The organism is Chryseobacterium sp. HNCC26DJ238 (assembly GCF_057180465.1).
In genome coordinates this window covers 147,894-163,398 of the sequence record NZ_JBXUGI010000006.1, presented here as the reverse complement: position 1 = coordinate 163,398, position 15,505 = coordinate 147,894, and the positions used below count along the sequence as shown (strand labels likewise).

At 37.0% G+C, this 15,505-nt stretch carries 14 protein-coding genes; 8 read left to right on the top strand and 6 right to left on the bottom strand.

What is annotated here, in order from left to right; genetic code table 11:
• Positions 1–6: 6 nt before the first annotated feature.
• The 4 genes from AC2A07_RS07775 to AC2A07_RS07760 form a co-directional block, all read right to left on the bottom strand.
• Positions 7–603 carry an RsmD family RNA methyltransferase gene (locus AC2A07_RS07775; protein WP_484049937.1) on the bottom strand — a complete coding sequence of 199 codons (597 nt, stop codon included), beginning with the start codon at positions 601–603 and terminating at the stop codon, positions 7–9.
• A gap of 185 nt (positions 604–788) precedes the next feature.
• Positions 789–1,505: a DUF3822 family protein gene (locus AC2A07_RS07770; RefSeq protein WP_314496677.1), complete on the bottom strand. Its 717-nt coding sequence runs from the start codon at positions 1,503–1,505 to the stop codon at positions 789–791.
• An 18-nt stretch (positions 1,506–1,523) separates the two neighbouring features.
• A complete protein-coding gene (locus tag AC2A07_RS07765; RefSeq protein WP_484049936.1) occupies positions 1,524–2,018 on the bottom strand; it encodes a Smr/MutS family protein in 495 nt (164 codons plus the stop codon).
• 208 nt (positions 2,019–2,226) lie between these two features.
• Positions 2,227–2,724: a metallophosphoesterase family protein gene (locus AC2A07_RS07760; RefSeq protein WP_484049935.1), complete on the bottom strand. Its 498-nt coding sequence runs from the start codon at positions 2,722–2,724 to the stop codon at positions 2,227–2,229.
• Positions 2,725–2,798: 74 nt separating this feature from the next.
• Between AC2A07_RS07760 and AC2A07_RS07755 the strand changes: the two genes are divergently transcribed.
• Positions 2,799–4,340 (top strand): serine hydrolase, encoded by a 1,542-nt coding sequence (locus tag AC2A07_RS07755; RefSeq protein WP_484049934.1) that lies wholly within the window; start codon positions 2,799–2,801, stop codon positions 4,338–4,340.
• A 697-nt stretch (positions 4,341–5,037) separates the two neighbouring features.
• Here the strand turns inward: AC2A07_RS07755 and AC2A07_RS07750 are convergent.
• Positions 5,038–5,517 carry a SixA phosphatase family protein gene (locus AC2A07_RS07750; RefSeq protein ID WP_314496687.1) on the bottom strand — a complete coding sequence of 160 codons (480 nt, stop codon included), beginning with the start codon at positions 5,515–5,517 and terminating at the stop codon, positions 5,038–5,040.
• A 195-nt stretch (positions 5,518–5,712) separates the two neighbouring features.
• On the opposite strand from AC2A07_RS07750, the gene ruvX reads away from it, so the two are divergent.
• From ruvX to AC2A07_RS07720, 6 genes are all read left to right on the top strand, one after another.
• Positions 5,713–6,129: a Holliday junction resolvase RuvX gene (gene ruvX / locus AC2A07_RS07745; RefSeq protein WP_484049933.1), complete on the top strand. Its 417-nt coding sequence runs from the start codon at positions 5,713–5,715 to the stop codon at positions 6,127–6,129.
• Positions 6,126–6,698, top strand: a complete 573-nt coding sequence (gene def / locus AC2A07_RS07740; protein ID WP_484049932.1) for a peptide deformylase — start codon at positions 6,126–6,128, stop codon at positions 6,696–6,698. Before ruvX ends, def begins: the two co-directional genes overlap by 4 nt.
• A 76-nt stretch (positions 6,699–6,774) precedes the next feature.
• Positions 6,775–7,338 carry a DUF5606 family protein gene (locus AC2A07_RS07735; RefSeq protein ID WP_314496696.1) on the top strand — a complete coding sequence of 188 codons (564 nt, stop codon included), beginning with the start codon at positions 6,775–6,777 and terminating at the stop codon, positions 7,336–7,338.
• Positions 7,339–7,581: 243 nt separating this feature from the next.
• Complete coding sequence (gene mazG, locus AC2A07_RS07730) at positions 7,582–8,349, top strand: nucleoside triphosphate pyrophosphohydrolase (RefSeq protein WP_484049931.1); 768 nt, start codon at positions 7,582–7,584, stop codon at positions 8,347–8,349.
• Positions 8,350–9,429, top strand: coding sequence for an FUSC family protein (locus AC2A07_RS07725; RefSeq protein ID WP_484049930.1), 1,080 nt, complete (start codon positions 8,350–8,352; stop codon positions 9,427–9,429).
• Positions 9,430–9,433: 4 nt separating this feature from the next.
• Positions 9,434–10,306 (top strand): hypothetical protein, encoded by an 873-nt coding sequence (locus tag AC2A07_RS07720; RefSeq protein WP_484049929.1) that lies wholly within the window; start codon positions 9,434–9,436, stop codon positions 10,304–10,306.
• Positions 10,307–10,588: 282 nt separating this feature from the next.
• On the opposite strand, the gene AC2A07_RS07715 is transcribed toward AC2A07_RS07720, so the two are convergent.
• The gene (locus tag AC2A07_RS07715) at positions 10,589–14,302 is read right to left on the bottom strand and encodes a metallophosphoesterase (RefSeq protein ID WP_484049928.1); all 3,714 of its coding nucleotides are present in this window, start codon (positions 14,300–14,302) and stop codon (positions 10,589–10,591) included.
• A gap of 26 nt (positions 14,303–14,328) precedes the next feature.
• Between AC2A07_RS07715 and AC2A07_RS07710 the strand changes: the two genes are divergently transcribed.
• Entirely contained in the window at positions 14,329–15,501 is a 1,173-nt protein-coding gene (locus AC2A07_RS07710; protein WP_314496709.1) for a Pycsar system effector family protein, read from the top strand.
• Positions 15,502–15,505 lie beyond the last annotated feature (4 nt).

The following is a 15,505-nucleotide window of genomic DNA, read 5'->3' as shown; positions in this document are numbered from 1 at the left end:
CAGGAATTAAATTTCCTGATTGTCTTTTTCTTCTGTCATTGTTGCTTCCTCCTGGTTAGGTTCGAAAAAACTGAATGTTATATTTCCGTATTTTCTGCTGTCAATCAAATTGGGGTGATCAAGCTTCATTCTGCTTTGATGCTCTACGATAAAAATTCCGTTAGGCTTCAGGTATTTGTTATTCAGAACAAGAGAAATTAATTCCATGTATTTCTTTTCTTCTGTTTCGAATGGTGCATCAGAGAAAACAATCTCGTAAGATTTTTTATTTCTGAATTTTTTCAGCCAGTCAAAAACATCACCGCGCTGTACACTTACGTTAAGACTAAATCCCAGTTCTGATGCGGTAGAGTTTAAAAATGAAGTATGCTTAGGGTTTAATTCTACCGAAGTTACATCTTTGCAGCCTCTTGAAGCGAATTCAAAAGTAATGGAGCCAATCCCTGCAAAAAGATCCAGCACGGCACTCGCCTGCATGTCATATTTATTTTCAATGATACTGAACAAAGCTTCCTTGGCAAAGTCTGTGGTTGGTCTTACATCAAAGTTTTTCGGAGCCGCAATTTTTTTTGCTTTCCATTTACCGGCAATTATTCTGTACATTTTATTGGGTTGTTAGAAGTTGGGTGTTTATGTCAACACTATATAATTATAAACGATTGAAGATACCTCTTCCTGTTGATATTTAGGATATGATCTGCTGTAAAGCGGAAGCTTTCGCAAACTTGATCCTCATTACGGCATGGTCTGTAACTTTGTAATTACGCTCTTTTAAGCCATACAGCTTCCTACATCAATACAAAATTCCTGTTCGGTATATTATCAAAAACAATTTTCAGATTTTTAACAAACTTCTGAAGCTCTGAAATAAAAGTTTCATTTTCTGTCGTTTCGCCATAGACAAAAAAATTGGTGTCATTGATGCCAAAACCGATTTTACTTAATGTGAACATCACAAAATAAAGGAAATCAACTTCCGAGTTTACATCAAGGTTATTGTATAAGATCACTTTTTTACCGGCAATTGCAAAAAACTCACACTGGTTGTGATAGAGATTGATGTGAATTTCCTTATTTGTTTTATTATGTATTGAATTGAGAAACTTTTCACCCGAAAAATTAAATTTCACGGGAATTGAAAGGTCTTTAATTTTTTTATAAAAATCCTTCGGAAACGTATAGTAAAACTGTAACTGAAATTTCTTGTTTATGGAAAGCATCAGTTCTTCATTTTCTTTGTCAACAGGTGCATTGTAGGCGATCAGGTCATATCCGGCATCATGTTCTGCGAAACCTTCAGGCATCAGCGTAAAATGATTCAGTGCAGAAATTACAGAAACTTCATCATATCTCTGTTTGAGCAAAGCTTCTTCCAGTTTTTCAGAAAGAAAGTTGGCAGGGGATTCTTCATTCACGAGATAAGACTTTTCTTCCAAAACACTTTTGTTTTTGGAAATCTGATAGATCAGTCCGTCTTTGGTAAAAAGTAAATTAAGTACGTTCATATAGCAATTGATGCAAATTTAGTGAAATTCTACCATTACCGCACCCGATTGATGGTGAAGTATTTCTTTGTTGTAAAAATCCAGACCGGTTTGACTTTCAAGTACGTCCCAGACTAAAGTCTGAAGAACCCCATCACCAATTCCATGGACTATTTCAAGCTTTTTCAGATGATTTTTCCTGCAGAAGGCAATCGTCTGAACCAGTTTTTCTTTTTGCATGAACAGTCTTTCAAAACTGTCATAGTCATTGGGATTTTTAACCAGATGATGAAAATGCAAATCAAGGATCAAAGGATTTTTATCATGTTTTTTAGAAACTGTTTTTCTGGGTTCAGCCTTTCTGACTACTTGTATATTTTCGTAAATAGAAGCATTCTTAGGGACCAGTTTTTCTTTCGCATACTGATAGGTAAAACCATACTCATCTTTGAAGACAACCATGTTTCCATTCACCGAAGTAATGACTCCGCTTAAATCTTCATCTACCACCGAAACTTTATCACTAATTTTCATAAATCTTTTTCTTCTGTCACATCCTGAGGAACAGATGCATTTTCTGTTTTTAAGGAGCTGTTTCCCGCTATCCACTCATACTCCTCGCGCCTGGGCTTTTGCCTGCGCCTGCTGTGGGGTAACCGTTTCTATCGGGGCTAGGCAATTCTACAAAATTCTTTAGAATTTTTGATATCCCTCCGGTAAAGGGCAAATTCTAATCAAAACCTCAGACCTTTGCTCCCAGTTCAATTACTTCCAGGTCTTTGATCTCTTCGCCGTCAACGACAAACCGCATCATCGTTCTCATTTTATGCCATCCCTGCTTTCCGCAGGCTCCGGGATTGAGATGAAGCAAACTGTTTTTCTGATCATACATTGCTTTCAAAATATGTGAATGTCCCGAAATAAATAACTTCGGTGCCTTCTCTGCAATTTCTTTATGAGCCAGTGGCGTATATTTCCCGGGATACCCACCAATATGAATCATAAGGACTTCAACCTTTTCACAGAAAAAACGATTCACCTCAGGAAATTCGGAACGGATTTTTGCTCCGTCAATATTTCCCCAGACGCCTTTTAAAGGCTTTATTTTTTCAAGCTGTTCAATGATTTCAAAACTCCCGAAATCTCCGCAATGCCAGATTTCATCAGCCTGATGAGCATAATCTAAGATTCTGTCATCAATATAGGAGTGTGAATCGGAGAGGAGGAGAATTTTAGTCATTGTCAATCATGATTTCTTTACCATGCAAATTTACTCAATAATACCGAATTGATTAACTTTGAAAAAATTTAAAAATGCAGCAAAAGCTCTCTCTATTATTTGTTTTTGTCTCTTTCATTGCCTTCGGTCAGGTTGAAGAGAAAAAACTGGATGAACTCATTCAGAATACCTTAAAAACTTTTGAAGTTCCCGGAATGTCTGTCGGAATCATTAAGGACGGTAAAATTATTTATTCGAAAGGTTTCGGTGTTCGCTCATTAACATCTAAGCAACCGATGGATGACACTACTTTAGTGGGGATTGCTTCCAACTCTAAAGCGTTTACCTGTACGGCTCTGGCAATTTTAGCCGATGAAGGTAAGCTGAACTGGGATGACAATGTTTCAAAATACATTCCTGAATTTCAGATGAATGATGCCTATGTTTCTCAGCATGTAACGATCAGGGATCTGGTCACCCACAGAGCCGGATTGGGTTTGGGACAGGGGGATTTAATGTTCTTCCCTGAAGGCGGAAGCCTGACGGTGAATGATATTGTACACAATGTAAGATATTTAAAACCTGAAAATCCTTTCAGGACCACTTTGGATTATAATAACATCATGTTTATCGTTGCTGGGGAAGTGATTCACAGGGTTTCAGGGCTGACATGGGCAGAATTTATTGAGCAGAGAATCATGAAACCTGTAGGAATGACCTCAAGTTTCGGAAGTTACAGCAGAGCCAAAGCAGTAGCTAATAAGATTGATGCTCACGCACCTGCGGACGGAAAAGTGATCGCTGTTCCTCATGACTGGAATGAGACAGCCAACGCTGCAGGCGGAATCATGAGCAATATCAAAGACATGACTACTTGGGCAGCGTTTCTTCTGGATGGATTCACAACGAAAGACGGAAAGAAATTAGTTTCAGATAAGCAGGTTCAGCAGTTGTGGAATTTACAGATTGCAAGCCCGGTGGCAATGAAAAGCCCTTATGATACTGGTTTTTATGGTTATGGGCTGGGTTGGTTTCTTAGTGATGTGAAGGGTCATAAACAGGTACAGCATACAGGAGGCCTGATCGGAACAGTGACTCAGTTTACTTTGATTCCGGATATGAAATTAGGAATTGTAGTGCTGACAAATCAACAGTCAGGTGCTGCCTTCAATACGATTACCAATACGGTTAAAGATTCTTATCTTGGAATAGCTGACAGAAACTGGCTGAAAACTTACGGCGACAGAATGTCAAAAGCAAATGATGAATATGAAAAACAGAAAAAAGAAGCATTCGCAAAATCAGAAGTTTTTAAAAAAGATAAAAACCTTCAGCCCAAAGCGGAACAGTTTACAGGAAAATACAATGACATCTGGTTTGGAGATGTAGAAATTGCCCAGCAGGGAAATACGTACAGAATTTCGTGCAAAAATTCTCCGAGATTAAAAGGTGAACTGCTTCCTTATTCAAACAATTCTTTTATCATCAAATGGGATGACAGAAGCTACGATGCAGATGCCTACATTATCTTCAGTTATGATGAAAATGGTAAGGCAGAATCAGCGAAAATAAAACCAATTTCAGATATCACAGATTTCAGTTTTGATTTTGATGACCTGGATCTGAAAAGAAAATAGAATTAACAAAACTTTGAAATACAGGATTACTTATAAGAATGGAATCTTATAAATTAATGGAATTCTGATCAATAATAGGCTGTCCTGCTTTTCGGGCAGCTTTTTTAGTTTGAGGGGACTGTTCATTTTTTATTGGTATTTACTTTTATCCACGCACAACCCTTTCACCGTTTAGAACGCTGGAAGGGTTTTCCGACGCAACAGAAAGATGCCTTACAGGCAGGAATACTGCTGAGAGACTTGAAAAAGGTACTGTGTTTAATTCAATATTATGAAAAACACAAGTCTAATATCACGTAAGACTTATTAGTGAGAATAGAATGTAATCTCAGTGTTTTTACTTTTTATCCACGCACAACCCTTCCAGCGTTCAAACGCTTGAAGGGTTTTCCAGCGCTACAGACAAGATGTCTTACCTATAGGATTATTGCTGAAAAACCTGAAAAAATTTGACGAGTTAAATTTTTTACAGGATTAAAAAACAGAAGTTTATACTCTCTACCTATTTAGATTAGAAGAAGAATGTGGTAGAGCGAAATTTAAGGGATTCCTGATCAAAAAAATGGACTTAAATCTGTTTTTTTATCTTGAATGGAGTAGTTAGGTATGATAAAATTGGTAAGATTTTATAACTACCCAAAAAATCTATAAGCATTTTCCATACTCCTCCGCGGGAGGATATTCTCAGAATTGTAATCTAATTAATCTTATTGGGCTCGTAGAAAAACAAGAGCTTTTTATCAGCCCCATCAAAATGAGACCATGAATCACAGTTGATCTCAAAACCCGCAACACCGCAAGTCGGAAAATGAAAAATATCTTCTGAAATCGAATTGGCAAAATTGGAAATACCGTTATTGTGCGAAAATAATGCAACAGAATTCACCTCATCATTTAAATCATAAATGACCGACTGGAAATTATTTTCTGACGGATTATATAATTTTTCACTGGTAATGTAGTTAAGCCTGTACGTTTGATTGAAGATTTTGCAGGTATTCAGAGCCCGCACTGCGGGACTTGAAACCATATATTCAATGGGTACACTGCTGTTCTTTAAAAATTTAGACATCTTCAAAGCATCCTGTAACCCTTTGTCTGCCAGAGGTCTGTCAAAGTCTTCGGTTTCTTCCGGCCAGTCGCTTTTTGCATGTCTTACCAAGATGAGTTTCTTCATAGTTTTGAGTTTGGATAAATAAAATTATAAAAAAAAATGGTGAATGCGATATCATTTTATAAAAAAAACTGCGTTATGAAATTATAATGACCTAAAATACCATTAATTTATAAATATTGGCGATATCGGATGACCTTAAACAATGGAAATCTACATGTGAATAAAATCATTAAAATTTCTTAAATTTGCAGACTTATGGGACAAATCCTTGCAATAGACTACGGGAAGGCTCGCTGCGGCCTTGCAGTGACCGATGATATGAGGATTATAGCCAGTGGCCTGCCGACGGTAGAGACCAGGTTTTTGATGGAATTTTTAAAAAAATATTTCAGTGAAAACAAAGTTGAAGACATTGTTGTAGGGCTGCCGGTGGATTTAAGGGGGAATCTTTCTGCAGTGGAAGAGGATATTCTGAAATTTATAGAGCTTTTCAGTAAAGAATTTCCGGATATTCAGGTCCACCGTATGGATGAGAGGTTTACGTCTAAGATGGCTTCATTTTTTATTTCCCAAAGTGGGAAAAGCAAAAAAAAGAGAGAGGAGAAAGGATTAATAGATAAAGTAAGTGCAACCATTATATTGCAGAATTTTTTAGAACAAAGAACAAGATGATTTTACCAATTAGAGCCTTTGGAGATCCTGTTTTGAGAAAAGTGGGAAAAGATATAGATAAAGATTATCCTGGTTTGCAGGAACTTATCGACAATATGTTTGAGACGATGTACAGTGCCAACGGTATTGGTCTCGCAGCACCGCAGATTGGTTTAGACATCAGGATGTTTATTGTAGATGTGACACCTCTTGCTGAAGATGAAGATTATGAAGATATTGCTGAAGAGTTGAAAGACTTTAAAAGAGTCTTCATCAATGCTCAGATTCTTGAAGAATCGGGTGAAGAATGGAAGTTTAATGAAGGCTGCCTTTCTATTCCTGATGTGAGGGAAGATGTAAAAAGAAAGAGTACGATCGTTATAGAATATTATGACGAAAATTTTGTGAAGCATAAAGAAACTTTTTCCGATATTAGAGCCCGCGTAATTCAGCATGAATATGATCATATTGAAGGTACATTATTTACCGATCACCTAAGCTCTTTAAAGAAAAAGCTGGTAAAAGGTAAATTGGTAAAGATCTCTCAGGGTGATGTATCAATCAGCTATAAAATGAGATTTCCAAAATAAATAAATAGAAAATAAATAAACAATAAAGCGCAGTTTGTCTTCAGCAAATTGCTAAAATTTAAAAAAAATTAAGATTATGCTGTTAGAAAAAATAATTTCGATTTCTGGTAAACCAGGTCTTTACAAATTAGTTTCGCAATTGAAAAACGGATTTATTATTGAAGACGTTACAACAAAAAAGAAAGTAAGCATCGGTAACTCAAGCCAGGTGAGCCTGTTGGATAATATCGCCATGTTTACATTCGAAAAAGAAGTTCCTTTGTTTGAAGTTTTTGAAAATATTGCAAAAAACTACGAATATAAAGAAACAATCTCTCACAAATCTACTGAAGATGAGCTGAAAGAATTTATGGGGGCATCTCTTCCGAATTACGATACAGAGAGAGTTTATTTTTCTGACATCAAAAAACTGGCTCAATGGTACAATATCCTTCACAAAGCAGGATACATCACTCCGGAAAGCTTCGTAAAAGCTGAGCCTGAAACTTTAGAAGGAGAAAGTGCTGAAGGTGACATCACTGCAGACAAAGCAGCTCCTAAGAAAGCAGCTCCAAAAGCAGACAAGCCTGCAACTCCAAAAGTAAAAGCAAGTACAGGAGCAAAAGCAGCGACGAAAAGTACACACAGAAAAATGGGATAATCTTATTGATCTCAATTTATACGAACCTTATCAGCGATGATAAGGTTTTTTGTTTTCATTAATTCTCCAAAATTTCTTCTTATGCCAAGCCTAAAGGGAGGACGAAAATTATATTCAAACGTGTTGCCTAAGAATCAATTTACTCCATTTTAGAGTTGGGGAAATAAATTGATTTTTATTTTGAACAGACCTTAAAGAAGCTTTATTATAATTAAATTTGTACCACTTTTTAATTCTTAAATTATGAACACCAGACAGGAAAAACTCGAAGCTTTTGGAAGACTTTTAGACATTATGGATGATCTTCGTGAAAAATGTCCGTGGGATCAGAAGCAGACGCTTCAGACATTGCGTCATCTGACGCTTGAAGAAACGTATGAGCTTTCTGATGCGCTTTTACAGGAAGATCTGACGGAAATTAAAAAAGAGCTGGGTGATGTGCTCCTTCATTTGGTTTTTTACGCTAAAATAGGCTCTGAAAAACAGAGTTTTGATATTGCTGATGTTATCAATTCGTTAAACGAAAAACTGATTTTCCGTCATCCTCATATTTACGGCGATGTTGAAGTGAAAGATGAAGAAGAGGTAAAACAGAATTGGGAAAAGCTCAAACTGAAGGAAGGAAATACTTCTATTTTAGGCGGAGTTCCTAAAGGTCTGCCGAGTATGGTAAAAGCGTACAGGATCCAGGATAAGGTAAAGGGAATTGGTTTTGAATTTCAGGACGCTGAAGATGCCTGGAAGAAAGTGGATGAAGAAATTCAGGAGTTTCATCATGAAACCGATTCCGATAAAAAAGAACAGGAGCTGGGCGATGTATTTTTCTCTTTAATCAATTATGCAAGAATTTCAGGATTGAACCCGGATTCTGCTTTGGAAAGAACCAATCTGAAATTTATCTCAAGATTTCAGAAAATGGAGAATTTGGCGTTACAGGAAAATTTAAAACTGGGTGAAATGTATCTTGAAGAAATGGATGTTTTATGGGAGAAAGCAAAACTTTTTGAATAAATGAAGACTGATCATCCTGCCCGAAAAAGATTTCAGTACCTGATTGAAATAAAAAAAACAGAGAGGAAATGGCATTTTCCGTTTCTTGCTGCTTTGTGTATCGGTACTCCGCTTCTGTTGGGTTGGTTTTCCGGAAAACCAAATTACGGGAGCCTTTCAAGTCTGGGAGCTTTAACCATATTGTATTTCACGACCGCGCCGATCAGTCAGAGAATGATTCATCTTGCTGTGTGTGCTTTCGGTATTGTATTTTCCTTTACGGTCAGTCTCTTTTTCAGTTTTAATATCTACATGGCCGCTTTATCTTTCGGGATTGTTTCTTTCCTGTCACATTTTATTACCTCCTTTTTTAAAATCCCACCACCCGGAAATTTCTTCTTTATCATGCTTGCTGCAATGGCAAGTACTTATATGTTTGATCCGGAGATGATTCCGACAAGAGTAGGTTTAGTGGCGATGGGAGCGATTTTATCGTGTTCATTAGCATTTATCTACTCCGTTTTTGTGGAGAAAAGTGAAGTGGTGAATGTACCGCGGAGAATATTTAAAAAGAAAAGGTATACAAAGTTTGTCGAAAGTACGTTAATAGGTTTGTTTATGATGCTGACGCTGATTGTCGGCCATCTTCTTAAATTCCAGAATACGTACTGGATCTCCATTTCTACTGTTGCTGTCATTCAGGGACGCAGTTTTGAGCATGTACGTCAGAGAAATACACACCGCATTTTCGGAACCTTCATCGGTTTGGGATTAGCATGGCTCATTCTTCTTTTTGATCCTGAAAAAATTATAATGATTGCCATCATTGTAGTTTTACAGTTTATTGTTGAGCTGATGATCGTGAGGAATTACGGTCTTGCGGTTATCTTTATTACTCCGCTTACCCTGCTTTTGATTGAAGCAGGAAGTCCGATTCACCATTCTGTAGAAAATCTGATGGAGGCAAGGTTATTGGATACTGTTATCGGAAGTCTGATGGGACTGGCAGCAGGATTTTTTCTGCATCATCAGCAAATCATCAACCGGCTTGAGAAGAATATCAGGTATTCTTTTTTTCAGTTTAAAAAATTAAAAAAATAAAATTATGCGCATTACTACGATATTGGCTTTCTTTTTATTAAGCTGCAATCCAAAAGCTCAGGATTCAGCATCAAAAACACAGGAAGATCTTACAACTGAATTTGCCCTGCCCAAAAAACTTAAAGAGGTTTCCGGAATTGCGCTTTCACAGGATCAGAAAATGATCTGGGTGATTGAAGATGCGGGGAACAAAAATGTGGTGTATGGGCTGAACCGACAGGGTGCATTGGTCGCAAATGTTCTTGTTGAAAATGCTGAAAACCATGATTGGGAAGACATAACAAAAGATGCGGACGGAAGTATTTACATTGGGGACTTCGGGAATAATGACAATGAAAGACAGAACCTGTCGATTCTAAAATTAGACTTAAAAAATGAGTCTCAGAAGTCGGCGAAGGTCATTCAGACCACGAAATTTCATTATCAGGGGCAAACGGAATTTCCACCGAAAAAATCAAATTTACTATACGACTGTGAGGCTTTTGTAGAACAGGACGGTAGTTTTTATCTTTTTACCAAGAACAGGAGTAAAGGTTTTGACGGAACTTTTTTAGTGTTCCAAATTCCAAATAAAGAAGGGGATTTTGAAGCGAAATTAATTGGGAAATTAAAGTTAGAAGGAGGTTACAACGATGCGGCGATTACTTCTGCGACAATCAATTCAAAAAATCAAATTGTCTTACTGACACATAAAAACATTCATGTACTTTCTGGATTTACAGCAAATGATTTTAATTCAGCTAAAATTCAGAAAATATCATTGAATCACAATTCACAAAAAGAAGCTATAGTTTTTGTTGATGATAAAACAGTATTGATTGCCGATGAAAAGGATAAGAAAACGGGCGGTAATGTGTATCAGTTTTCTTTAAAATAACATCAGATTCTCATAAATAGCTGAGTTTTCTTTATTAAGTTAGGTTGCGTGAGCCCGTACTATTGATCAGGCATGATTTCTTAATCCTATGCTATGAAGAAAATTCCTATGTTCGAAAGCGCAGGAGAAATTTTAAATTAAAAACCAATTTTCAATTCGTGCAAGTTTGTAATTTTTAACTAAAAGGATTAATTTTTTAGCTGAAGAATCTAAGCATTAGCCGAAGTTTCCGGATTGTTTGAATTCGTTGAATCTTTGATTTCAAGACGAAGAAATTTATTTTTAAAAACTCAATCCCACACCTCCGGAAATTCTGCCTCCATCTTCACCGATAAAATAATCCACTCTTGCGGAAAACATTTCAAGGATGTTCAGCCAGAATCCTGCCCCGACTCCCTGATGCCATTTGTCAGACTTTTCACGGTCTGTCCAGACCCTTCCCAGATCATAACCAAACAGGATTCCCATGTTGGTGGGAACAATGTTGTTTTTTACACGTCCAAAATCCCAGCGGATTTCAGAATTGTTGACGAAGTATGATTTTCCTGCAAATCTCTCATTTCTGTAGGCACGCATTCCATTGTTTCCTCCGATCGCTGCAGCCTGATAAAACTCAAAATTATTGTTGTTGATAATCATGGCATTGCTTGAGTTGGCAAAAACAAATTTTCCCTGTTTGTCAATTCTGTGGAAAAGGTTTAAGGTTCCGTTAAAAGAGGCAAAGTTTTGATTAAATTCCGAAATATTAAATTTCCATCCGGCATTTAAGATCATTTCCAATCCTAAGGTGGGAAATGCTTTGTTATCTAAGTTTTTAAAACTAAATGTGTAGTTTCCTCCTGCAAACTGCTGCCCTTTGAAGACTTCAGGGCTTACTTCAGGAGAAGCAGCGACAAAACGGTCTTCATTGAGCTCCACTTTTGAATGCTCAAAATTCAACTGGAACTGATGTTTCAGATTCAGCCAGCTTGTAGTGGAAACAGAAGGGGCAAATTTAAACTGGGAAATCCTTACTCTGTTGTAATCTCTTTCTACTTCATCTTTTTCATACAATGTTTCATTCCCCAAACCAAAGAATGTCCGTGCAAAAAACGGAGTGGTGTAAGTTGCATCAATTCCTGCATCCCAGCCTGCAATGGCTTTCTTGAAAATTCCTTTGTAACCGAGATTAAACCCACCTGTAGAAGTATAATAATTAGCACTCAGAATATGTTTTTGGGTAAAGGGATCACGGATGAAATTATTCACAGTGTAATTCGCCACTACTCCCAGAATCACTCCGTCATCAGGATTGAAATTAGCCATTGGATACCCTGCAAAAAAATTATACTTCGGATGTTTCCAATTGTAGGTATTGATGTCATAATCATTAGTAATACGCTTTACCGCAGATTTTGCATTGTAGGTGTTTTTCTGCGATTTAAAATCATAGATTTTTACTTTACTACTGTTCTCTACATTGTAAATGTCGTGATTGTAGCCTCCAATTAAGCGGATATTGATCTTAGGTTTTCCTTCACCGGACACTTCATAAATATCATCGTCTTCCAGACCATAAATCCAGAGTTCTTTCGTTTTGGTGTCATCGTATTTCTTTTCAAAAACCAGTTCCTCTCCTTTATTTTTATGTAACTGGTACTGTTTTATCTCGACTGTATTCCCATTTTTGATAATGACAAATTTATCTTTGTTGACAGTTCCTGTCAGAGGAACTTTTTCCTGTAAAACATGGAAATACCTCGAAGCATAATCTTCCAGTTTACCTTTTCTCAACTTCAGTTTTCTCTGAATATCCGTTATGGTTTCGTCCTGAACTTCTTTAGGTAAATTGTCAAAAGCACGGTCGATATCAGCATCGGTTAAATTCTGCTGAATATATTTTGCCTGTGCCGTCCAGTCTTCCTGATTTGCTGTTTTTAATAAAATTAAATCCAGAGGATAGGGCTCCATATTCATCCACCGTACGCTTTTAATGTCATCTTTAAACGTTTTCATGTGACGGATTGCAGGGATATTCATCAGCACTTTAAAAGCTGCTCCGTCGTAATTGCTGAATGCCTGATCTCTGTCCCGGGGAATTGGTTTGTAAACGACCTGATCCCCGATTTTATATTCTGCCCATTTCCATTGATCTTCGTGTCTGTCCCAATCGCCGATCAGCATATCAAAAATTCTTGCCCTGATGTAAAGATCCCGGTCAACGGAATATTTACCGTCTTTGCGCATGTTTTTAAGAATATCTGACGTCGATACAATGTCTGAAGCATTATCAAGTGACTGTAAAGTTTTGGGATCAGATGAAAAACGTTCTTCAATCATATACAGTTCGTCACCATAATTTTGGTTGTAGCGTCCCAGAGATTTTTGCTTCGGAATATAAAATAATTCGGGATTGCTGTGAAAAATACCCAGTTTGTCAATCATATTATTAACTGCAAAACCGGTGAAAGGATGACTGGTTGTATAGAAATCGAGTAAAAATCTTTCCGGAAACGTATTGTTCAGCTCGCTTCCAAAACTGTTTTTCTTAAAAGCCTGTGCATTAAGAAATCGAACTGCACTTTTTTTAATTCCGCGCATCACAAATTCCTGTCCGTCCTTATCTTTCAGCCTCAGACTGTTTGACTGGTTTCCGCCACCTTCTCTGAAAGGAGAGTATCCGGGATCCATGTCTGAGAGATTTTTGGTTTTGACTTCAATGGGAAGTCCATAGTATTTTCTGTAATGACTTCCCCAAAGCCAGGTATAGAATTTTCCTGCTTTTACCTGTTTTTCAGGGTAAATTGTTGTGGTTACGGTTGCAGGAAAAGTATCTGGGTAATTATTTTTAAATTCTTCAGGTTTTGAAATGACCGCAATCTGGGTCAGTTTTTTAAGAGTATTGTTTTTAGTGGAAAAATATTCAACATCTGAGCTTAAATCTTTCCTGATGTTTAAAACGGCAAAACCACTTCCGCCATACGAGAAATCTGTTTTCGTGGCAATTGTTGCCGGATCTGTTTTAGAACCTGCGCCGCTGATAATCTGTCTGATATTTCTGTCCGCGTGATACTGCAGATTATGATCGTGACCGGAAACCAAAATCACATTTTCTTTATCCTGGATGATACTTTTGATCCTGTTGGCAAATTCTGCATAATGTACATTGGTGATGTCTTCCATACTGGCTCCTGATGAACTTCGCAACACATTAATTAAACTTGCAACTCCCGGAACCGGAAGTTTACCCTGAAAAGAGGATAAGTGTGATTTGGCAGAGTTAAAACCGGCATGAACACCTGAACTGATCACCGGATGGTGCAGGGCTACAATAATTCTCTTATCCTGATTTTTTGTAATTAAATCTTTAAATTCTGCATAAAAATCTGCTGTCGTCTTAATGTCGCAACCTTTGTTAATTCCGGGATAGTTGTCCCAATTAATTAAAGCCCATTCAGAATCAAGAACGATGAGCTTGATGTCTTTAGTTAAATTAATATCATCAATCGGACAAGAGTTTTTGGGTAAAAAAGCCTTTTTATCATTCAAATAAGATTTTACGAATTCTTCCTGAGCTTTCAAGCCTTCCAAACCGTGATACCAATCGTGATTTCCGGGAATGACTAACGTTTTTCCCTTGAAATTTTTGGTGATTGCCAACTGGTTTTCCAGTTTTTGTCTTGCCAAAGCATAACCTTTGTCGGTTTCCTTTGGCATTCCCAACGGATAAATGTTATCTCCCAGAAAGAGAAGCATTGAGTTTTGATCAGCAGAGTCTAATTTATTTTTAATGAAATTTAAAGTTTGCTGTGCCTGCGGTTCATCTGCATTTCCGGCATCTCCGACAAGGAAAATTTTGAAATCATTTTCAGTTTTAACAGTAGAATTCTGTATTTCATGCAAGTTTTTTCCTTTTTGCACGTTATAGGTTGCACACGATAACAGAAATCCTGAAAGAAGGGCTGTTGCCGCACCGGCAGAGAATATTTTTCGATAGGATTTAAAGGATAAATTCATACATTTACATTAAGAAAAATTCAGAAATGAGCGTTTTAAACAAAGCAAAAGATTATGTAGAAAACTTATTCAAAGATAAGTTATCTTCTGTATATTTTTACCATAATTTTATCCATACCACATACGCTGTCAACAAGGCCGAAGAGATTATGAGCCATTCTGAAATTTCTACAGCAGACCGTGAGAAAGTACTGCTGGCACTATGGTTTCATGATGTAGGCTTTACAGACTGTAACGGAGAAGGACACGAGAAAAAAGGAGTAGAAATTGTAACAGAATTTCTTTTGCATGAAAATGCCTCACGGGAATATATAGATGAGGTTGCAAAACTGATTCTTGCTACTGAAAAACATCATCAGCCTCAGAATTTTCTGGAAGAAGTGATGAAAGATGCAGATTTCAGTCACTTTGCCAGTCCGTTTTATCATGATTCTGCTGAGGCTTTGCGTAAAGAGTGGGAACTCACTGGTCAGATGTGTTTTTCTAATGAGGAATGGAATGTAATGAATGTGGATTTCCTGAAAAACAGGCATACCTATTTTACAGATTATGCCAAAAAAAACTGGGAGCCTCTGAAACTTAAAAACGTGAAAAAACTCGAAAAGAAGATGGATAAGGAAGATAAGCCCAAAAAGGAAAAATCTGACTCAAAAAATGATAAAGATCAAAAATCGGACAGAAGTGTTGATACCCTTTTCAGGGTTACTTTAAATAATCATACAAGACTAAGTGATATTGCAGACAGCAAGGCTAATATATTATTATCTGTCAATGCGATCATTATTTCGGTTTGTCTTTCTGTTTTGGTTCCTAAATTGGATGCTCCCAAAAACACCCATCTTATTATCCCTACATTCTTTCTGCTTTTATCAAGTGTTCTGACGATCATTTTCGCTATTCTCTCTACGAAGCCTAATGTTACCAAAATCCATTTTACGAAACAGGATGTTGCTGACAGGAAAGTGAATCTTTTATTCTTCGGAAATTTCCATCAGATGCAGTTTAACGATTATCTGAGTTCGATGCATGATCTGATTAAAGACAGGGATTATATTTACGATTCTATGGTAAAAGATTTATATTACTTAGGGAAAGTTTTAGACAGAAAATATAAATTGCTGTCCATTACTTACACGATTTTTATGACCGGAATTATTTCCTCTGTACTTGCTTTTGCGTATGCTTTTTTAACGCTGTAGAGTA